Here is a 20,061-nt window from a genome sequence, read left to right on the forward strand (position 1 = left end):
GGGAGCGGGTTATGAGCATCTATACCAAAACCGGCGATAAAGGCACCACCTCGCTTATCGGCGGCCAACGCATTAAAAAATACCACCCGCGCGTCGACGCCTACGGCACGGTGGATGAACTGAACGCCTGCCTGGCGGTGGCCGCCCATCAGGTGCGCGACGCGCAAAACCGACGTCTGCTGCGCGCCATCCAACAGCAGTTGTTCTGGCTGGGCGCGGAATTGGCCGACGAACGGCCCGGCCTGCGATCCGATAGCGTCCAGCGCCTGGGCGCCGAACAGATAACGCAGCTGGAGCAGGCCATCGATCGCTGCATGGCGGCGCTGCCGCCGGTCACGGGCTTTGTACTGCCCGGCGACAGCCCGGCCGGCAGTCAACTGCATTTGGCGCGCACCGTGGCCAGGCGCGCCGAGCGGCTGCTGGTGCAGTTGGCGGACGAGACGCCGGTGCGCGGCGAGGTGCTCGGTTTTATCAATCGGTTATCGGACTGCCTGTATGCGCTGGCCCGCTTTGAGGATCGCTGTGCCGAAACCGACGCCGTGGTCGGCGAGGTGCTACGGCGCTATCAGGCAAGCGCGGCGTCCACCGCCGGCCAGGCCGGTACGGACCCCGCCCCGCCTGACGGCGAAACGTCCGGCGAGCCGGAGGAACTGGACTTTATGCTGGTCCATGGCCTGTTGCGCGCGGCGATGGCGGCGGCCGGCGAACTGGCGGTGGCGGTGGTGATGGCCGTTGTGGATCGGCACGGCAATCCGGTCATCACCTATCGCATGAGCGGCGCGCTGCTGGCCGCCATCGATCTGGCGCCGAAAAAGGCCTGGTCCGCCGTGGCGCTGAAAACCGCCACCCATGAACTTGGCCCGGACATCCAGCCCGGCGCCGCACTGTATCAATTGGAAGCCTCATCAGGCGGCAGGATTGTCACCTTTGGCGGCGGATATCCGCTTTACCGCGCGGGCCTTCTTATCGGCGGGCTGGGCATCAGCGGCGGCACCGTCGACCAGGACCGGCACATCGCCCAATGGGCTATCACTCAATGTCATGTGGGGAAAGAGTCATGAATACAAATGAACTGGAAACGCTGATCCGCACCATAGTGCGCGAAAAACTCGAGCCGGCGCGGCGGGAAAAAACCACCTCGGCCCTGTTCGACCACGTCGATGAGGCGATCGAGGCGGCGCACGCGGCGTTCCTGGCCTATCAACAGTGCCCGCTGAAAACGCGCAACGCCGTGATCGCCGCCATTCGCCATGACCTGGTGCCGCATCTGCAGGTGCTGGCCGAACGCGGCGCCGAGGAAACCGGCATGGGGCGGGTAGAGGATAAGCTGCTGAAAAACCGCGTGGCGCTGGAAAAAACGCCCGGCGTGGAAGACCTGGTCACCGAGGCCATCACCGGCGACGAAGGCATGGTCTTGTTCGAGTACTCGCCGTTCGGCGTGATCGGATCGGTGGCGCCCAGCACCAATCCCACCGAGACCATTATCAATAACTGTATCAGCATGCTGGCCGCCGGCAACGCCATCTTCTTTAGCCCGCATCCCGGGGCCAAAAATGTGTCGCTGTGGCTTATCGAGCAGATCGAAGCCATTATTTTCACCGCCTGCGGCATCCATAACCTGGTGACCTGCCTGCGCGAGCCAAGCTTCGAGTCCACCCAACAGATGATGAAACACCCCCTCATTGCCCTGTTGGCCATCACCGGCGGTCCCGGCATTGTCAACATGGCGCTGAAAAGCGGCAAAAAAACCATCGGCGCTGGCGCCGGCAACCCGCCGAGCCTGGTGGATGAAACCGCCGTGCTGGATAAAGCGGCGCAGGATATCGTCAGCGGCGCCTCCTTTGACTACAACCTGCCCTGCACCGCCGAAAAAAGCCTGATCGTGGTGGAAAGCGTGGCCGACGCCCTGCTGTCCGAAATGCAAAAATGCGGCGCGCTGATGGTCGCCGGCGGCGATATCGACAAGCTGCGCAACGTCGCCATTATCGACGGCCACGCCAATAAGGCGCTGGTGGGCAAAAGCCCGCTGGCGCTGCTGCAGGCCGCCGGCCTGCAGCGGCCCGACAAGGCGCCGCGCCTGCTGCTGGTCGAGGTCGGCGCCGGCGACCTGTTTGTCTCGGTGGAACAGCTGATGCCAATCCTCCCGGTGGTGCGCGTACGTGATTTCGACAGCGGCCTGCAGCTGGCGCTCAAGGTCGAAGGCGGCCTGCACCACACCGCCACCATGCATTCGCAAAATGTCTCGCGGCTCAATAAGGCGGCCAGGCTGCTGCAAACCTCCATTTTTGTCAAAAACGGCCCGTCCTATGCCGGGATCGGCGTGGGCGCCGAAGGGTTTGCCACCTTCACCATCGCCACCCCCACCGGCGAAGGCACCACGTCGGCGCGCACCTTCGCCCGCCATCGTCGCTGTGTGTTGACGAATGCGTTCTCCATCCGTTGAACAAATTGCGTTGAGGTAAAGGAAAGACGATGAAACGTTTTGTCATCCCGACCCGCGTCTACAGCGGCATCGACAGCCTGGAGCGCCTGGAGCGCTACCGCGGCAAGAAAATCTGGGTGGTCTGCGACGGCTTCCTGGCCAAGGGCGGCGCCATCGCGCGCCTGCTGGCGCATCTGGACGCCGACCGGGTCAGCCTGTTCAGCGAGATCATGCCGGATCCGCCCATCGCCACCGTGGTGGCCGGTATCGCGCAGCTGCAATCGGTCAGGCCGGACGTGGTAATAGGGTTCGGCGGCGGGTCCGCCATCGACGCCGCCAAGGCCATGGTGTTTTTCGGCCGCCGGGTGGGCATCGCCATCGACACCTTTATCGCCATTCCCACCACCAGCGGCACCGGCTCGGAAGTGACCAGCGCCAGCGTGATAAGCGATCCGGCGCAGGGCATCAAATATCCCCTGTTCGACGATGCCATTTATCCCGATATCGCCCTGCTCGATCCGCAACTGGTGGTATCGGTGCCGCCGGCGGTCACGGCCAATACCGGGATGGACGTATTGACCCATGCCATTGAGGCGTATGTGTCCACCGGCGCCAGCGATTTCAGCGACGCGCTGGCGGAGAAGGCCGCGCAGCTGGTGTTCCGCTACCTGCCGGCCGCGTATGCCACGGGAGACTGCCTGCGCACGCGGGAAAAAATGCACAACGCCGCGACCCTGGCCGGCATGGCCTTCAGCCAGGCAGGGCTGGGTTTAAACCACGCCATCGCCCATCAGTTCGGCGGGCAACTGCATGTGGCGCACGGTCTGGCCAACGCGCTGCTGCTCACCGAAGTGATCCGCTTTAACAGCGCGGACGCGCGGGCGACGAAAAAATATGCCCGCCTGGCAAGGCTCTGTGGCCTGGCCGCCCGGCAAAACGACGATCGGGCCGGGCTAAATCAGTTGCTCAACCATATCAGCCAGTTAAAACGCGCCATCGGCATCCCCGCCGGCCTGGGCGCGCTTGGCCTTGGCGCGGAAAAAATACGCCTCGCCACGCCCCCTATGATCCGGGCGGCGTTAAGCGACGCCACGTTAACCACCAATCCGCGCCCGGCGTCGGATAACGATATCGGGGCGATTATCGGCGCCGTGATATAGCGAAAAACAGGACATTATGAATAGCGAGATAAAAACCGAGCGGGTCATTCAGGAATATGTTCCCGGCAAACAAATTACGCTGGCGCATTTAATTGCCAATCCCAATAAGGATATTTATAAAAAACTGGGGCTGAATGAGGATGACAATGCTATCGGCATTCTCACCATCACGCCCAGCGAAGCCTCGATTATCGCCAGCGATATCGCCACGAAATCCGGCGCGATAAAGATTGGCTTTATCGACCGTTTTACCGGCGCGGTAATTATTTGCGGCGATGTGTCCTCGGTGGAATATGCCCTGAAACAGGTGCTGTATACCCTGGGTGAGATGATGAAATTCACCCCCTGCGCGCTGACCCGGACCTGAGCCATGAAACGGTTGATGCTGCTCGGACCCAGTCAGTCGGGGAAAACCACGCTGTTGCAATGCCTGCGGGGCGATCCGCTGGTCTACCGCAAAACGCAGTCCATGGTTTACCTGGCCGACGCCATTGACAGCCCGGGGGAATATATCGAGAACCGCCATTTTTACAGCGCGCTGCTCTCAAGTTCCTATGAAGCGGATATCGTTGCTTTGGTACAAAGCCTCGACAGTGAAAACAGCTATTTTTCACCCATGTTCGCCACCCTGTTTAATAAACCGGTTATCGGCATTATCACCAAGGGCGACATTGCGGTCGATGAAAGACAAAAAGCCTTCGTTATTCATCAATTAAAGCAGGCCGGCGCGGATCCGCTGTTTCTGGTATCGGCCACCCGGCGGGAAGGTATTGCGCCACTGCTGACGTATCTGGAATAACAGTTTCGGAGTAACAGATGACACACCTAATTATGGCGGTGAATGCCGGCAGCTCGTCCCTTAAGTTCGAATTATTTGCCATGCCGGAGGAAATCACCCTGGCCAAGGGGCTGTTTGAAAGGCTGGGCAGCGGCAGCGCGCGCTTTACCCTGCGCGCGGACGGGGGCACACATCAGGCCGACGTAGCGCTTAACGATCACCAGCAGGCGGCGGAGTATTTACTGGATACCCTGCTGCAACGCGGCATCGTCGACTCCCTGGCGCATATCGACGGCGTCGGCCACCGGGTGGCCCACGGCGGCGAATATTTCAAGGATTCCGCACCTATCGACGCCGCCGCGCTGGAGGAAATCGACGCACTCGGCGCCCTGGCGCCGATCCATAACCCGGTTAACGCCAAGGGTATCCGCGCGTTCCAGCGGCGTCTGCCGCACGCGGTCTGCGTGGGGGTGTTCGATACCTCTTTTCACCAGACCATCAGCGAGGCCGGCTATCTTTATCCGCTGCCCTACCGTTATTACCGTGATTACGGCATCCGCCGCTACGGTTTTCACGGCACCAGCCATAAATACATCGCCGAAACCTGCGCCGGTCTGCTGGGGCGGAGGGACCTGCGCATCATCTCCTGCCATCTGGGCAACGGGGCCAGCATCTGCGCCATTAACGGCGGCCGGTCGGTCGCCACCTCCATGGGATTTACGCCGCTGGCCGGACTGATGATGGGCACGCGCTGCGGCGATATCGATCCGTCGATAGTGCCGTTTATCGCCTTGCGCGAAAATAAATCTGCACAACAATTGCTTGAGATCATGAATAACGCGTCCGGGCTGCTGGGCGTCTCTGGGATCTCCAATGACTGTCGTGATATCGTAAGCGCCGCCGAGTCGGGCAATCACCGCGCGGCGCTGGCGCTGGCCATGTTCACCGATCGCATCCGCAGCGCTATCGGCGCGTACGCAACCGAAATGGACGGCGTGGATGTGGTGATTTTTACCGCCGGCATCGGCGAGAACGCCGCCGGCATCCGCTGGCAAATCTGCCGCAATCTCGCATTTCTGGGCATCCGCGTGGACGAAAACAAAAACGAGCGTCACGCCACGTTTATCCAGCAGGACGGCGCGCCGGTTATCGTCGCGGTGATCCCCACCAATGAAGAACTGATGATCGCCCGCGATGTCATGCGTGTCGGTCTGGCGCAACCAAAAGAGGTGCAACATGTCGGGTAAGGTATGGCTGGTGGGCGCCGGTCCGGGCGATCCCGGGCTGATAACCGTGATGGGGCTGGACTGCCTGAAGCGCGCCGACGCGGTGGTCTACGATCGCCTGGTCAATCCACTGCTGCTGAAAGAAGCCGCCGCGCACTGCGTGCTGATCGACGTGGGCAAACGCGCCGATCACCACCCGATCCCGCAGGATCGGATTAACGCCATTCTGATCGAACAGGCGAATATGGGCCGCGAGGTGGTGCGGCTGAAAGGCGGCGATCCTTTTGTCTTTGGCCGCGGCGGCGAAGAGGCCGAGGCGCTGGTGCGCGCCGGCGTTACCTGCGAGGTGGTGCCGGGTATTACCTCGGCCATCGGCGGCCTGGCGCGCGCCGGCATCCCGGTAACCCATCGTGACTTCGCCTCCTCGTTTCATGTTATTACCGGGCACCTGCGCGACGGCAAGGATCCGCATAACTGGCGGGTGCTGGCGCAGCTGGACGGCACGCTGATTATCCTGATGGGCATGTCGCGGCTGGCGGATATCTGCCGGCAGCTTATCCTCCATGGCCGGGACGCGGATACGCCTGCGGCGGTGGTAATGAACGCCAGCCATCCGGAACAGCGCACCGTGCTGGCCACCCTCGGCACGCTTGCGCAAGAAAGCGCGCGGGCGGGAATGGCGGCGCCGTCGCTGATTGTCATCGGCGACGTGGCCGCGCTGACCTTGCTGCAATCGTTATGATGACGGCGGCGCGGCCGCCTGTTATATAATATTGGCGATATCATTGGCTGCGCGGCGTCCATGGCCTTGCCGGCAACCCGATAGATCTGCAGGGAGTTATTTATGGCGCAAGCCAATCAGCACGGCGGCAACGTACTGGACATGGCGTTAGCCTCGGGGGTGGATGAAGCCTCGATCGTGGATTTCAGCGCCAATATCAATCCGCTCGGCATGCCGCCTAGCCTCAGGCGGGCGCTGGCCGAAACGTGGGCGCTGGCGGAGCGCTATCCCGATCCGCTCTATCGCCGGCTGCACGCCAGGCTTGCCGCGCACCATGGCTGCCCGGCATCCTGGATCCTGGCGGGCAACGGCGCCACCGAGCTGATTTATGATCTCGCGTTCCTGCTGCGCGGCAAAACCGTGCTGCTGTTAAGCCCGGGTTTCGCCGAATATCGGCTCGCCCTGGAGGGCATGGACTGCCGCATCAGGGAATATCGGCTGGCGGAGCAAGATCATTTTCGCCCCGACCCTCGCCTGTTGGCGGCGCTCGGCCCCGGCATCGACTGCCTGTTTCTCTGCACGCCCAATAATCCCACCGGCCAGCTGATTGAACCTGATCTTATGCAGGCCATCACCCTGCGCTGCCGCGAACTGGCGATTACGCTGGTGGTGGATGAGGCTTTTATGGATTTCATCCCCGGCGGCGTCAGTATGATTGATAGCCTGTCCGGTTTGCCTGCGGTATTTGTTCTGCGTTCGCTGACTAAATTTTACGCCATCCCCGGCCTGCGGCTGGGCTATATGGTCAGCAGCGACGGGCAGGCGGTGGCGCGGTTGCGCGAACGCCGCCCTCCCTGGACCATAAACGCCTACGCCGCGCTGGCCGGTGAAGTGGTACTGGACGATGCGGATTATCAGCGTGATTCAAGGCAATGGCTGCAAGAGCAACAGGCATACCTGTTTACAGGACTTAACGCCCTGCCAGCGCTCAAGGTCTGGCGGCCGGCGGCCAATTTTATCTTTTTTCGCTGCCTGCGCCCCGGCCTCGATTTACAGGGTCTGCTGCTGCGACAGGGCTTGCTTATCCGCAGTTGCGCCAACTATGCCGGCCTGTCCGGCGAGTATTATCGTGTGGCGATCAAGGATAAGGCGGATAACCGCCGCCTGCTCGACGCCTTGCGCAAGGTGTTTGCCCATGATTAAACAATGCTGTCATTCCAGCGGCCCGTGGTATACCCATGGCTGAGGCACGCTGCCCCGCTTCCTGCGGCGAGCTGCTGCAGGGCTGGATTAACGGCGGCGAAAAGCTGGTGTCCTGCCCTATCGACTGGTTTAGCGAGGTGGAAGTGCGCGCGGGGCCGCCTATGGCGGATGAACGCCCGCTCAGCCGGCGCATGCTCGATCAGGTTATCAAGCATTTTGGTGTCAATCCCGGTGACGTGCCGCCGCTGCGCATCGAGCGCCGGTCCACCATTCCCATCGCCAAGGGGCTGGCGAGCAGCACCGCCGATATTGCCGCCACGGCAGTGGCCACCGCGCGCTGGCTTGGGCGGGAGCTTGATGAAATGACCCTGGCGCGGCTTTGCCTGCGGCTAGAGCCCACAGACAGCACGGTATTTAAAGCGCTGACGCTGTTTGACCACCGCCGGGGCACCTGCCATATTTCCCATCACTGGTTGCCCCAGCTCGATATCCTTATCCTGGAAAGCCCGCATACGCTTACCACCGCCGCGTCACATCAGCAAATTCACGATGATCAGCTTCGCGCGCAGGCGCAGCCGCTGCAAAATGCCTGGCTATTGTTCCAGCAAAGCTGCGTCGCGCAGTCTCCCGGCCAGCTGGGCGCCGCCGCCACCCTCAGCGCCCGGGCGCGTAATGCGCTGTTGCCGAAACCCGGGTTCGAGACGCTGCTGCGCTTTGTGGAACAGCAGGATCTCTACGGCCTGAACGTCGCCCACAGCGGCACCGTGGTGGGCCTGCTGCTCAATGCGAGGACACATGACACCGACAGGCTTATGGCCGCCCTGGCGGAAACCGGCCTCCTGCGCCACTACACCCGCCAGCATATTACGCGCCTGGTAGCGGGCGGCGTGCGTTAGCCCTATCAAAAAACAACATGCCCTATTAGGCAATTGACTACTTCATACCAGGCAATATACTTAGTATTACTTCCTATGTGATTATATTTTACTGGCTTTGATAAAATGTTTATTAATTTTATTTTTCAACCTATAACGAAGGGCTGACCTGCCGATATTTTTTGAAAGATATAAGGTCATCGCCCTCATTTATAAGATTCAAATATAATTTTGAGATAGCAATATAAGGAAGTGATTATTCCCGTTGCAGTTAATAAGCCAGAATATGACAGGGACACCGGGCAGCATCCCTGGAGGCGACGCCAGTGAAATAAATTTTTTTTCAGGTTTTTTTACTATCGCAATTTTTATATTGATAAATTGATTATCCCATCCATTTCAACAACGACGAGATATTAATTGAAAAATACTCATATTTTATGAAATCGCACATATTATAACGAGGAATTATACATGAAAAATTCATTTGTAAGTAATTGCAATCAACCCACTCTAGCCCCCCCATCAACAGCGGTAAATATACATTTAGAAAACGTTACGTCAACCACCGTCACGATACTCTGGGATATTAGCGAAGGCGCGCCAGTTCAATATTGGCAGATTTTCGACAGTGAGAGAAATGTGGTCATAAAATACATTCCGGGATTTCCCCATAGACTTTTTCTTACCGATTTATACCCCTATACCTTCTATACTATATTTATTGTTGGCATAGGCTACGACGGCACACCGAGCAGGCTCAACCGGCCTTTTCACTTTTTCACGAATGCGTTACCGGGTTCGTCGCGCCCGGGATGCGACCCGCACCGACATTGCCAGCCGCCGCGCCCGCCCTATAATCCGCCGCATCAGCACTGCGAGCCGCCGCGTCCGCCTTATTATCCGCCGCATCAGCATTGCGAGCCGCCGCGCCCGCCCTATTATCCGCCGCATCAGCATTGCGAGCCGCCGCGCCCGCCCTATTATCCACAGTATCAGCCTTGCAAGCCGCCGCGCCCGCCCTATTATCCGCCGCATCAGCATTGCCAGCCGCCGCGCCCGCCCTATTATCCGCCGCATCAGCATTGCCAGCCGCCGCGCCCGCCTTATTATCCGCCGCATCAGCATTGCGAGCCGCCGCGCCCGCCTTATTATCCGCCGCATCAGCACTGCGAGCCGCCGCGTCCGCCTTATTATCCGCCGCATCAGCATTGCGAGCCGCCGCGTCCGCCTTATTATCCGCCGCATCAGCATTGCAAGCCGCCGCGCCCGCCTTATTATCCGCCGCATCAGCCTTGCGAGCCGCCGCGCCCGCCCTATTATCCGCCGCATCAGCCCTGCGAGCCGCCGCGCCCGCCTTATTATCCGCCGCATCAGCCTTGCGAGCCGCCGCGCCCGCCTTATTATCCGCCGCGTCCGTCTGGTGAACATCAACGATATTAATTTACTACTCAATAACACCCTTCCAGCTGCCCGTTTAACGGGCAGCAAAAACAGGCAAACCAATAATGGGTTTGTTTTATTAATTTTATACTTTATCAATAAATAAAGATCATTAATTGAAATTGATGACAGGGGGAAAAACTCAATCCAGCATTTTAGCTATAATCATAATGATAAGCCAACATTTAAATAGTGAACATTGAGGGTATTATAATGCAAAATCAATTTTCCCTGGACCGCAATGCCCCTGTATTTTTGCGCCCGGCGGTTCCCGTAAACCTGAATCTCGCCATACTTACCGCGACCACCGCTATTTTAACCTGGGACGCTGGCCAGGGCGGCGCGCCCACCGCCTATTACCGCGCATTGCACGCGGGGTTTCCCGGGGGTTGGATAGCACAAACCCGCGGCGATGAGACATCCGTGTCAATTTGTTATCTTTCCCCGAACACACGCCATGATTTTTATATTTTTGCCGTAGGTTTTGACAATATATTAAGCGTAGCATCGGAACCGCTTAACTGTTTTACGCCGGAACAGGTTTATTCGTGGCCATCTGACGCCTGCGGCGCGGATTAATGTTACCCGCCAACGATGCCTTTACACCCACGCCGTTACCTCAGCGCCTGGGTGGACACAATGCGATCTATTTTAGCGATCCGTTTACCGTCCCAGATAAACTCATAATGCGCGCTTTGCTGGACGCTTTTCACTCCTTTCGGGGTAAACAGTCCCCAGCAGACCGCGCCCGGCCGGCGGACCGAACGATAGCGCAGCGCAGCACATCCATTGGCTTTCAAAGAGCGCCCCAGCTCCCTGGCGGCGGTATAGCTAAGCGGATCATAGACCACGTTGGCAAGCGGCAGCACCAGCGCGTCGTAAGCCGGCGCCGGATCGAAAATAAACACCAGGCCGCGCATCACCAGGCGATCATATTTCAGTCCATCGATAAACTGCCAGTAGCGCTCCTGGTGATAGGCCACCTCCGCCAGGGCGGTGGCCATCTCATCGGCAAGATACAACATGCCGAACGTGCCGTCGGAAAAACGGCTGCCCAGCGGATTAACATGGGTAAACGGCGCTACCGCGTAGGAACAGCCCGCAATGCCGAACGGAATTTCCCCGGCGGCCAAAAACGCCAGGTCGCCGGTTTCATTTTGCAGCCTGGGGTTGGTCAATGCCTGTAGCGCATAAAGGATGTCGAACTCTGCCTCGTCGGCCACATCCTCAAATAACGCGATCGGCGGATATTTAGAAGTAATCAGCCGGTAGCCGCGCTGTTGCGCGATCTCCAGGGCGGGCAGTCTGGGTGGGGCCGTGACTACCATTGCCCCCCCCGCAGCGCGTCCAGCTGTTTATGGACTTCGTATAACGTGCCGAAATGGCCGGTGCTGAGCATATCCAGCGGCCTGCGCCCGCTAAAATAAGGATTATGGTTGTTCAGCGCCATAAAACCATACACGTTTTCGGGGTTTTCGAATAACGTGCGCAGCGAGGCGTGGATATTGAGCAGGTAGCTCAAACGCTCCAATTGATCGTTGGTCAGCTGGGCTGCGGCCGGATCTTTCCTGAATTTATAAAAGGACGCTTTTGAGATCTGCAAAATGGCCTGCGCCTGCTCAGGGGTGCACCCCCATTTATCAAGGATAGCCATCACCGTTTTAAGCCCAACGGCGGCGACATGCCGTTTCTCGTCGTTAAACGGTAATTTGTGCGGCAATACCATTACTGAGCCCTCCGCTGTCGTCTTGGTATTATTATGGACCAATTATCAATATTAGTCTACCTAAAGACTATGACGGGCACTGAAACCACAGATCGGGCAGGATATCCAGCGATAGGGTTAAGCTATGAGGAAATACCTCTTTATCGCGGTACATAAACCTGATGGTGCCAAGCGAGGCGGTATAGGTTAATTCATTTCTGGCGGCCACATTCAGTAAGGTACAAGGCACGGTGCCGACACGCGATGCCAGCGTATTCTGCCTGACCAATTGGATATCATTAAGCTGGAAGAGCGGATTGGTCCCCGCGTTCTGCAGGCTGCAGCTATCGGCAAGATGCTCCAGCCGCTTGAGGGCCGGATCGTAGCTTTTATCGGCCGCCAGCGCCGACATCATCTGATTGAGCGCAATGATAAATTCATCATAAATCTGCCGGAGCACCTTCTTTTGGATTGTATAAGTCGCGATTGCCCTCACCGCGGAACGTTTATCTAAACTGTCGATGTTGCTTCGGGCGGCATAGTCCTCGACGGCGTGAATAATATCGTATAGATGGAGTTGTTGTCCCTGCCCTTGGCCCGCATTGCAGCCCGGGTCTTTCTTTTTAACGAGCAAATATTCGCCAAGCGTGGTATTCATGGTCCAGGGTCGCAAGGACTTTTTCAGCCGCAGGTAAAAGGGCTTTTGCGCAGGGGGATAGATAATAACTTCCGCGGTTTTTTGCTGATTAAATAACCGCAGATTCTGTTTATAGTCCCCCGGGGATACAATAAACGTACTGATCTCCTCCCCCGCTTTTATCCTTTGATAACCGTGGAAGCGATCGACGGCATTCTTGAGGATTTTGCTTAGCGATTCCACTTGGTCGCCGACGTGTTTCGGCAATCGTTTCAAAAAGCCGGCAATCACGTAGTTAAGCTCGTTGGCTATCAGGTTAAACGCCGGCTCCGCTTCCTGCTCCCGCCCTGTTTCAGCGTTGCCTGCGGGCAATGTAATCAGGGGGGACGACTCAATTTTCAACGTCGCCCCGTCCAGGCGATAATGTCTGGCCGCGGCATTGCGGGTGACGGGCAGCGTCTGCTTGAGCTCCTCGGTTAACGGCAAGGGAAAACACAGCAGGGTATTACCCGGTGCCGGTGTCATGGCAATGGGCATAATTTTGCTCTCCTGATAAGAAAATAAGGAGAAGCCGAGGTATTTTTGCTGCAGGTTAACCTGCCTGTCGTTGACGGGTTGCCCGGAAAAATACGTGGTGACCTCATTCGTTTGCTTATTGATATCAAAAATATTTACCGCGCCGCCTGCCCCTAAGGCGGTGCGCGGCAGCACCATAAAGGTGTTTGGATCGGCCATAAAACCCACCTGTGCCCGCAGCTCGCTTTTGGCTTCCAGCAGCAGGGTTGCCCCCTGGCCGCGGCAGGTTTTGGTTATCGCTTGCCGGATCAATTTCGCGAAATAAGGTGCGAGATGCTCTTCGCGATGCAGGGCTGCGCTTTGCGGAATAAAAATAGCGTCAAGCAGCAGGCCGATTTCCTGTTCGCAGACATCGATACTAAAATTGAATTGCGCGTTTTTGTTAGCCACCAGTATGGCATTAGCTTCTAAGGGCAATACCGTAGAGAAATCAATATTATTATAATTTAATAATTTACCATTCTCTTCTAAACCTTGGCCGGTTCCTAGAATAGCAATTAATGTCTTATAATTAATTTTGTTATAATTTAATTTGATACTTCCGTTGTCATTTTTGGTCAACGTTAACGATTGCCCCCGGCTATACCGGACCATGGCGCCGGTAAACCAGCCGGGCATAAAAGGCAGTCCGGCCGCGGCGATACCGAGAAAAAAAGAAGCATCGAACAATTTGTTCAGGGAAATCGATTCATTTTTTCCCAGCAAGGATAAGGTGTATCTTATTTTGTCGGTGATATCCTCCTTAGCGCTGAGATAAGAGGAAGCAGAAGCAAATAATTTGTTCATTCCTTTATTATTTACGAACTTATTTATTTCGCCGAACTCACGGGTGAAGGCATGAGTCCCGGTTTGTGGCGCGGCGACGCGTGGGGGCTGGGCGATTTTTCTGGTCAGGGTTTGCGCCAGGCATCGTACCCCGGGGTCCACCGCTTGCGCCAGTGCGATACCGGCACGTCTGCGATCGCCACGGTAGTTCAATGCTCTGGCGCGCTTTAGTCTCACCCTGAAATTATCAATGGTTTTAGCCAATAACGGGATCCGCCGGCTGCTGAATTTTCCCCAGCGGTAGTTGGTAAAAGGCTGGCCTGAAAATACCTTATCATAGGGGTTGTTTCCGGAGCCTGACGAAAAATTCTGCGGCGGTTTTTGGCTTAAATGCCTGATAGTGGCCTTCACGGCATCCACATGGTCGGCATCCAGGTAAAAAACGTTTAATTTCCCGTTGTGATTCACCGTTAGCTTAACCCTATTGAGTATTTGGCAAGCGGATAAAATGTTAACTGCCCCGGATAGGGGTAACCGGAGTTTTATCTCCCGGCGGCCCCGGGTGTGATCGTAACCCTGTGCCGGGATCGCCAGAAAAAGGCTGCCCTCTTTAAAGACCAATTCAACCGTCTTCCGATCATGGCTGTGTAAGCATAGATCATCCGGCATCCGTCCCGCTTGCGGCAATTTTTTCAGTAAAATGCTGATATTGAAACAGGCATCGAATCCGGCATTGACGTCGAGGGTAGTCGTGGTGCTGTCAGTACTCAGCGTTAATTTATAATAATCGGCCGCGCCTTTTTTTTTCCCTATCAGGCTGCCCTTATCATTGACGATTAATCGATCAAAGCGCAGGTCGTCATGGTCTTTAAAATCAACCGTGGCAATATAAAATTTTTTCGTCCCCTTGACCTTCTGCCAGGCGCCTTTGAAAAAATCCTTTTGCTTGCCTTTTACCAGTACTATCCTCCCTTCCTGGTCAAGGGTTATGCCTTGCTGCAAAAAGAAACCATCGCGCAGGGAACCGCTATAAACATACTGGGCGGCATCAAGCGCATAATCCGCGCCGGCGAGATCATAACGCAACGTGCTTTTTATAAGCACAAGATCAGACTCACTGTTTATATCAGGTAACGCTTCCGTACGACGTAGCATAAATGTCGCTAAGGGGGGATCGTTCTCCTTTGTTCCGCTTACGGCATTTAAAGCATCAGGAATCGATGCATATTGCAATGATAATTTTTCACCGTCATTTCTCGCGGTTTGAAAATTACGCCGCAACGTAGAATTTTTAGACAGGCAGAATTTTATGGCAAATGATTCAGATATATCATCCACATTATCCTTATAACAAGGATATGTATTATCTACATATTTCATAACCCTCCCTATGTTAGAGATTATTATTAACCGACTCTATTATTAGCGCAAGGAAACTGCATATTGACTGCGCCAGAATTCGCGCCGGTAATTATCAGCGTTAGCACTGGCAAGTGCTAATGAAATAATTTGATCAATATCTCAATTTTTTGCTAATTTCTGTATTTATTGGTCTCGATGCGCATATAACAGACAATAAATAGGCGCTGCGGAATAGGAGGAAGAGACGGATACCAGGAGCGGGAATGCCGCCGGCAACGGCAACGGCCATGTTGCGGCGCGGGAAGGGCCGCCGCACGTCCGGTTTGCAGGGGCTTAAACCCGCTTCATGGCGACGATAAACAGGCGCGGGAACGCCAGCAATACCTTGCCGTCGGCGCGCGCCGGATAAGCGTTAACCAGCGCCTGTTGATAGCGTGCGATAAACGACGCCTGCAGCGCATCGTCCAGCCGCTCCAAGAACGGGCGCAGGCCGGTGGCGCGCAGCCATTCCACGATCGCCCCCGCCGACGGCATGACATGGAAATAGGTGGTGCGCCAGATATCCACCGATAGCGCATCGGGCGCCAGCAGATCATAATAATCCCGCGCGCTTACTATCTTTACCCGGATACCCGCCGCATCGCCGATATGCTGCCGCCAGGGCGCTTCCTGAGCGATACGCCGCATTTCGCTGTGACTGGGCTCCTCACGGTTATCCGGCATTTGCACCGCCAGGCAGCCGCCCGGTGCCGTCAGGGAAAACAGCCGGGGAAACAGGGTCTCATGGTCCGGCACCCATTGCAGCGAAGCGTTGGCGTAAATAATGTCCTGAGCGGCGTCCGGCCGCCAGGCGGTGATATCCTCCTGGCTGAACCGGCACTGCGGCAGGCGTGCGCGCGCGTTGCCCAGCATGGCGGCCGAACTGTCGATACCGGTTATCACCGCCTGCGGAAAGCGCTCATGCAGCCCCTGGGTGGAGTTGCCGGGGCCGCAGCCGAGATCCGTTATCCGCGCAGGCGACGTCAGCGGAATGCGCGACAGCAGTTCAAGCGCCGGGCGGGTTCTCTCCGCCTCGAATTGTCGGTAAAGGGTGGGATTCCAATCTGTCATGGCGCGGTCCTCATCAATTAACGCCCCCGGCGGGCAAAACGCTCACGGTTCTCGCTACGGGCAATGTCGGATTTTTTCAGCGCTACGTAGCAGGCGCCGGCGCCGCCGTGGCAGGCCTGCGCGCTGCAAAACGCCTGTACTTGGTCAAACTGCGCCAGCCAGCGCGCCACGAAGCTGCGCACAATATTGGCATGACTGTCGTGATTACGCCCTTTCCCGTGAATAATCAATACCGTGCGCACGCCCGCGCGTTGCAGGCGCAGCATAAAGGCAAACAGATTCAGCCGGCAGGTCTCCACGGGCGCGCGGGTCAGGTTCAGGGTGGCCTCGATGGGATAGCGGCCGCCGCGCAGCTTATCAAGCACACCTTGCTGAATGCCGTCCCGCTTATAACTCAGGGGAAGATCGAGCGGGATGACGTCATGCAGGGCGGTGACAAGGAAATTATCGACAGCGTCGTCTGGCCGGCGCCTCGCCACCGGGGGTTTATGCCGCAGGAAAACCACGTTGGCCGGATCCTTTAGCGGTTTGACATCGTCCATGGCCTCTTTAAACAGATCTTCATCATTACAGGTCATTGTTGTCACTCGCGCTTACCGGGGCGACCGGTTTCGCCCTGGTGTTAATCAGTCACACATCACTTGCAGTACCGGTTTACTATAGACCGGCGGCGGCGTAATTTCACGGCCGGTCTATTTTCCTCCCCGACGGCGGCGGCCGCTCAGAGAGACGCGAAGGCGCGGCCGATCATCCTGGCCGACGCGGCGTAGGCCCGCTGTTCCTCAGGCGCCAGCGTCACCGGCAGCGTGCGCTCAATGCCCCCGGCCCCGACGATGGCCGGTTGGCCGATATACACACCTTCCCGCTCATCCCACGCCGACACCGGGAATACGGTCTGCCCGTCGGACAGCACCGCGTCCACCAGCCGCGCCGTGGCGGTGCCGATGCCGAAACTGGTCCAGCCCTTGCCCTGCAGAATTTCCCAGCCCCCTGCGCGCACCTGATCTTTCATTGCCGCCAGATCGGGCTGTTTATCGCCGGCCCATTCGCTGACCGGCAGCCCGCCGATGCGCACGGTGCTCCAGGCGACAAATTGGGATTCGCCGTGTTCGCCCATCACGTAGCCGCTGACGCTTTTGGGATCCACCGCGAAAAACTCGCCGACCACCCTTTTCATACGCGCGGTATCCAGCGACGTGCCGGTGCCGAACACCCGTGATGCCGGCAGGCCGCTTTCCCGCTGGATGACGGCGGCAATCACGTCGCAGGGATTGGTGATACTGATAATGACGCCGCTAAAACCGCTCGCCATGATGCGCGGCACCACCTGCGAGACCGTGGCGCTGGTTTCCACCAGCTCTTCCATCCGGTCTTCACGCAAAAGGGTCGTCGGCCCGATCGCCATGACCACCACCCGCGCCCGCTGCAGCGCGGCATAATCATTAACGACGATATGCACCCTGGACGCGACCAGGGACGCCATATCGCGCAGTTCCAGCCCCTGGCTGCGCGCCTTGGCCTCATTAGTGTCGATTAAGACGATTTCGTCGCACAGTCCCTGGGTCACCAGGGAAAATGCCGTATCGGCCCCCACATGGCCCGCGCCGATAATGCCTACTGTCCGCCCCATAGCTGTTATCCCCTGATGTTAAAGGTGTTTCATCCCCGTGTTTTTTTTACCTTACACCTTTTAAAACGCAAAACCCACCGGCAAAATGTCCCCCGCGCCCGGGATATTTTAGCTAAATGTGCACCAGGGTCGCTGGACACTTTATCATCGACACCAATTGATGGTAAAATTGACCCAAATCAAGTAATGCATGAGCGGCGAGATATGATCATCCAGGAAAAGCGTATTATCAGACGAATCCAGTCTGGCGGTTGTGCGATCCACTGTCAGGATTGTAGTATCAGCCAATTATGTATTCCTTTTACCCTCAATGAGCACGAGCTGGACCAGCTCGACAATATCATCGAGCGCAAAAAACCCATTCAGAAGGGCCAGGCGCTGTTCAAGGCCGGCGACGAGCTTAAATCGCTCTACGCCATCCGTTCCGGCACCATCAAAAGCTACACCATCACCGAGCAGGGCGACGAGCAGATTACCGGCTTTCATCTGGCGGGCGATCTGGTGGGCTTCGACGCCATCGGCGCCGGCCAGCATCCCAGCTTCGCCCAGGCGCTGGAAACCTCGATGGTATGCGAGATCCCCTTTGAAACCCTCGACGACCTGTCCGGCAAGATGCCCAACCTGCGCCAGCAGATGATGCGGCTCATGAGCGGCGAAATTAAGGGCGATCAGGATATGATCCTGCTGCTGTCTAAAAAGAACGCCGAGGAACGGCTGGCGGCTTTTGTCTATAATCTGTCGCGGCGTTTTGCCCAGCGCGGCTTCTCACCCCGTGAATTTCGCCTGACCATGACCCGGGGCGATATCGGCAACTATCTCGGCCTGACCGTCGAGACCATCAGCCGCCTGCTGGGCCGGTTCCAGAAAAGCGGCATGCTGGCGGTGAAAGGTAAATACATCACCATTGAAGACGGCGAAGCGTTGTCGGAGCTGGCCGGCACGCCGCAAAAGGTAAGTTGATAACAAGCATTTAGCCTCCGGCCGGGGACATAATTTTCTATTTTATTGATCCGGCTTCACTTCTCTTCTGTCCGTGATTGTTCCAATGAGTTACTCTTATTTTAACATTCTGTGGCATTACAGAAATGAAGGAGTCTCTTAATGGCCAAGTATCGCAATTTATTAGTCGCAATCGATCCTAACCAGGATGATCAGCCCGCCCTGCGCCGGGCCGTGTATCTGGTGCATCAATTGGGCGGTTCCATCAAAGCCTTCCTGCCCATCTATGATTTTTCCTACGAAATGACCACGCTGCTCTCCCCCGACGAACGCACCGCGATGCGCCAGGGCGTCATCAGCCAGCGTACCGCCTGGATAGAGGAGCAGTGCCAGCACTACTTGAGCAGCGGCGTGCCCATCGAAATCAAGGTGGTGTGGCATAACCGTCCGTTCGAAGCCATTATCCAGGAAGTCATCGCCCATAAACACGACCTGGTGCTGAAAATGGCCCATCAGCACGACAGGTTTGAATCAGTGATATTTACCCCGACAGACTGGCATTTGCTGCGCAAATGCCCCTGCCCGGTCTGGATGGTGAAGGATCAGCCGTGGCCGGAAGGCGGCAAGGCGCTGGTGGCGGTCAATCTCTCCGGCGAGGAGCCGTATCACGATCCCCTGAACATCAAGCTGGTCACCGAAACCCTGGCCCTGGCGAAACAGGTGAACCAGACCGAGGTTCATTTGGTGGGCGCCTACCCGGTCACGCCCATTAATATCGCCATTGAACTGCCGGATTTTGATCCCAGCGTCTATAACGACGCCATTCGCGGCCAGCATTTGATCGCGATGAAAAGCCTGCGCCAGAAATTCCAGCTGGATGAAAAATTCACCCATGTGGAAAAAGGCCTGCCGGAGGAAGTCATTCCCGATCTGGCCGAGCATCTGGATGCCGGTGTGGTGGTGCTGGGCAGCATCGGCCGCACCGGGTTTTCCGCCGCGTTCATCGGCAATACCACCGAATTGGTGATCGATCATCTGAAATGCGATTTGCTGGCTATCAAGCCGGACGACTATGTCTCGCCGGTGACGCTGGAAGGCGGCGATAAGTACGAATAAAGATCGGCGTGGGTTATTGGCTTATGCCGCCAATGCTCCCGTTATGCACCGGCCCGGTTATGCGCTCCAGGCGCAACCGGGCCTCGATCCGCTCCCGGCGGCTCGTGCCGGGGTCATTGGCGCCGTCAGCGCGCTTTATGCCGGGTTAAATGTCGCTTTACGCATTGCATTTATGCAGAAATTGCGTTGCTGTTGCCTTGGTGGACGGGACGTTGCATCAAGATACCGACAGTCGATAGTTTCCCCGAAACATGCCTGCTTCCATAAATAAAAAACACCATGTCATGCAGACTATGGTGTTGACGTTGATCCGGCATAGAGTGCGCTGGCTTTGCAAATCACGGCTGGATGAGCCGCCGGGAGCGGCGAAAGGACGGGCTGCGCCTGGAGCGC

At 57.1% G+C, this 20,061-nt stretch carries 18 protein-coding genes; 11 read left to right on the forward strand and 7 right to left on the reverse strand.

What is annotated here, in order from left to right; translation table 11 throughout:
- Positions 1–11 precede the first annotated feature (11 nt).
- From ACL2XG_RS03985 to ACL2XG_RS04025, 9 genes are all read left to right on the forward strand, one after another.
- The gene (locus ACL2XG_RS03985; protein ID WP_413722830.1) at positions 12–1,061 is read left to right on the forward strand and encodes a cob(I)yrinic acid a,c-diamide adenosyltransferase; all 1,050 of its coding nucleotides are present in this window, start codon (positions 12–14) and stop codon (positions 1,059–1,061) included.
- Positions 1,058–2,443 carry an aldehyde dehydrogenase family protein gene (locus ACL2XG_RS03990; protein WP_413722829.1) on the forward strand — a complete coding sequence of 462 codons (1,386 nt, stop codon included), beginning with the start codon at positions 1,058–1,060 and terminating at the stop codon, positions 2,441–2,443. Before ACL2XG_RS03985 ends, ACL2XG_RS03990 begins: the two co-directional genes overlap by 4 nt.
- 29 nt (positions 2,444–2,472) lie before the next feature.
- Positions 2,473–3,582, forward strand: coding sequence for a 1-propanol dehydrogenase PduQ (locus ACL2XG_RS03995; RefSeq protein ID WP_413722828.1), 1,110 nt, complete (start codon positions 2,473–2,475; stop codon positions 3,580–3,582).
- Positions 3,583–3,598: 16 nt separating this feature from the next.
- Positions 3,599–3,949: a BMC domain-containing protein gene (locus ACL2XG_RS04000; RefSeq protein ID WP_331119159.1), complete on the forward strand. Its 351-nt coding sequence runs from the start codon at positions 3,599–3,601 to the stop codon at positions 3,947–3,949.
- Between the two features lie 3 nt (positions 3,950–3,952).
- Positions 3,953–4,381, forward strand: coding sequence for a EutP/PduV family microcompartment system protein (locus tag ACL2XG_RS04005; RefSeq protein WP_413722827.1), 429 nt, complete (start codon positions 3,953–3,955; stop codon positions 4,379–4,381).
- Positions 4,382–4,398: 17 nt separating this feature from the next.
- On the forward strand, positions 4,399–5,607 hold the full coding sequence (locus tag ACL2XG_RS04010) for an acetate/propionate family kinase (RefSeq protein ID WP_413722826.1): 1,209 nt from the start codon (positions 4,399–4,401) through the stop codon (positions 5,605–5,607).
- Positions 5,597–6,328 carry a uroporphyrinogen-III C-methyltransferase gene (gene cobA / locus ACL2XG_RS04015; protein ID WP_413722825.1) on the forward strand — a complete coding sequence of 244 codons (732 nt, stop codon included), beginning with the start codon at positions 5,597–5,599 and terminating at the stop codon, positions 6,326–6,328. The genes ACL2XG_RS04010 and cobA overlap by 11 nt, the downstream gene beginning before the upstream one ends.
- A 102-nt stretch (positions 6,329–6,430) precedes the next feature.
- A complete protein-coding gene (gene cobD, locus ACL2XG_RS04020) occupies positions 6,431–7,510 on the forward strand; it encodes a threonine-phosphate decarboxylase CobD (protein ID WP_413722824.1) in 1,080 nt (359 codons plus the stop codon).
- A 35-nt stretch (positions 7,511–7,545) separates the two neighbouring features.
- Positions 7,546–8,406, forward strand: coding sequence for a GHMP kinase (locus ACL2XG_RS04025; RefSeq protein ID WP_413722823.1), 861 nt, complete (start codon positions 7,546–7,548; stop codon positions 8,404–8,406).
- A 771-nt stretch (positions 8,407–9,177) separates the two neighbouring features.
- On the opposite strand, the gene ACL2XG_RS04030 is transcribed toward ACL2XG_RS04025, so the two are convergent.
- The 7 genes from ACL2XG_RS04030 to ACL2XG_RS04060 all read right to left on the reverse strand — a co-directional run bounded on the left by ACL2XG_RS04030 (position 9,178) and on the right by ACL2XG_RS04060 (position 17,613).
- The gene (locus ACL2XG_RS04030; protein WP_413722822.1) at positions 9,178–9,840 is read right to left on the reverse strand and encodes a hypothetical protein; all 663 of its coding nucleotides are present in this window, start codon (positions 9,838–9,840) and stop codon (positions 9,178–9,180) included.
- A 602-nt stretch (positions 9,841–10,442) separates the two neighbouring features.
- Complete coding sequence (locus tag ACL2XG_RS04035; protein ID WP_413722821.1) at positions 10,443–11,156, reverse strand: RES family NAD+ phosphorylase; 714 nt, start codon at positions 11,154–11,156, stop codon at positions 10,443–10,445.
- Positions 11,150–11,554 (reverse strand): antitoxin Xre-like helix-turn-helix domain-containing protein, encoded by a 405-nt coding sequence (locus tag ACL2XG_RS04040; RefSeq protein WP_410015150.1) that lies wholly within the window; start codon positions 11,552–11,554, stop codon positions 11,150–11,152. Before ACL2XG_RS04040 ends, ACL2XG_RS04035 begins: the two co-directional genes overlap by 7 nt.
- Before the next feature lie 67 nt (positions 11,555–11,621).
- Positions 11,622–14,891, reverse strand: a complete 3,270-nt coding sequence (locus tag ACL2XG_RS04045; RefSeq protein ID WP_413722820.1) for a hypothetical protein — start codon at positions 14,889–14,891, stop codon at positions 11,622–11,624.
- Between the two features lie 315 nt (positions 14,892–15,206).
- On the reverse strand, positions 15,207–15,983 hold the full coding sequence (gene tam, locus ACL2XG_RS04050; RefSeq protein ID WP_410015152.1) for a trans-aconitate 2-methyltransferase: 777 nt from the start codon (positions 15,981–15,983) through the stop codon (positions 15,207–15,209).
- A gap of 17 nt (positions 15,984–16,000) precedes the next feature.
- Positions 16,001–16,561, reverse strand: a complete 561-nt coding sequence (smrA, locus tag ACL2XG_RS04055; protein WP_410015153.1) for a DNA endonuclease SmrA — start codon at positions 16,559–16,561, stop codon at positions 16,001–16,003.
- A 143-nt stretch (positions 16,562–16,704) separates the two neighbouring features.
- Positions 16,705–17,613: an L-lactate dehydrogenase gene (locus tag ACL2XG_RS04060; RefSeq protein ID WP_413722819.1), complete on the reverse strand. Its 909-nt coding sequence runs from the start codon at positions 17,611–17,613 to the stop codon at positions 16,705–16,707.
- A 207-nt stretch (positions 17,614–17,820) separates the two neighbouring features.
- Here ACL2XG_RS04060 and fnr point away from each other — a divergent pair, with 207 nt between their 5' ends.
- Both fnr and uspE read left to right on the forward strand, forming a co-directional pair.
- Positions 17,821–18,573, forward strand: coding sequence for a fumarate/nitrate reduction transcriptional regulator Fnr (gene fnr / locus ACL2XG_RS04065; RefSeq protein ID WP_331119250.1), 753 nt, complete (start codon positions 17,821–17,823; stop codon positions 18,571–18,573).
- Positions 18,574–18,714: 141 nt separating this feature from the next.
- On the forward strand, positions 18,715–19,668 hold the full coding sequence (gene uspE / locus ACL2XG_RS04070) for a universal stress protein UspE (RefSeq protein WP_410015155.1): 954 nt from the start codon (positions 18,715–18,717) through the stop codon (positions 19,666–19,668).
- Positions 19,669–20,061 lie beyond the last annotated feature (393 nt).

This window comes from Sodalis sp. RH24 (assembly GCF_047324145.1).
Classification (GTDB): domain Bacteria; phylum Pseudomonadota; class Gammaproteobacteria; order Enterobacterales; family Enterobacteriaceae; genus Acerihabitans.

Bases quoted from the DNA above. Each gene is read 5' to 3' on its own strand.
- ACL2XG_RS03985 (WP_413722830.1), top strand. From the start codon at position 12: ATGAGCATCTATACCAAAACCGGCGATAAAGGCACCACCTCGCTTATC.
- ACL2XG_RS04040 (WP_410015150.1), bottom strand. From the start codon at position 11,554: ATGGTATTGCCGCACAAATTACCGTTTAACGACGAGAAACGGCATGTC.
- ACL2XG_RS04005 (WP_413722827.1), top strand. From the start codon at position 3,953: ATGAAACGGTTGATGCTGCTCGGACCCAGTCAGTCGGGGAAAACCACG.
- cobD (WP_413722824.1), top strand. From the start codon at position 6,431: ATGGCGCAAGCCAATCAGCACGGCGGCAACGTACTGGACATGGCGTTA.
- cobA (WP_413722825.1), top strand. From the start codon at position 5,597: ATGTCGGGTAAGGTATGGCTGGTGGGCGCCGGTCCGGGCGATCCCGGG.
- smrA (WP_410015153.1), bottom strand. From the start codon at position 16,561: ATGACCTGTAATGATGAAGATCTGTTTAAAGAGGCCATGGACGATGTC.
- ACL2XG_RS04045 (WP_413722820.1), bottom strand. From the start codon at position 14,891: ATGAAATATGTAGATAATACATATCCTTGTTATAAGGATAATGTGGAT.
- ACL2XG_RS04025 (WP_413722823.1), top strand. From the start codon at position 7,546: ATGGCTGAGGCACGCTGCCCCGCTTCCTGCGGCGAGCTGCTGCAGGGC.
- ACL2XG_RS03990 (WP_413722829.1), top strand. From the start codon at position 1,058: ATGAATACAAATGAACTGGAAACGCTGATCCGCACCATAGTGCGCGAA.
- ACL2XG_RS04010 (WP_413722826.1), top strand. From the start codon at position 4,399: ATGACACACCTAATTATGGCGGTGAATGCCGGCAGCTCGTCCCTTAAG.
- tam (WP_410015152.1), bottom strand. From the start codon at position 15,983: ATGACAGATTGGAATCCCACCCTTTACCGACAATTCGAGGCGGAGAGA.
- uspE (WP_410015155.1), top strand. From the start codon at position 18,715: ATGGCCAAGTATCGCAATTTATTAGTCGCAATCGATCCTAACCAGGAT.
- ACL2XG_RS04035 (WP_413722821.1), bottom strand. From the start codon at position 11,156: ATGGTAGTCACGGCCCCACCCAGACTGCCCGCCCTGGAGATCGCGCAA.
- ACL2XG_RS04000 (WP_331119159.1), top strand. From the start codon at position 3,599: ATGAATAGCGAGATAAAAACCGAGCGGGTCATTCAGGAATATGTTCCC.
- ACL2XG_RS04060 (WP_413722819.1), bottom strand. From the start codon at position 17,613: ATGGGGCGGACAGTAGGCATTATCGGCGCGGGCCATGTGGGGGCCGAT.
- ACL2XG_RS03995 (WP_413722828.1), top strand. From the start codon at position 2,473: ATGAAACGTTTTGTCATCCCGACCCGCGTCTACAGCGGCATCGACAGC.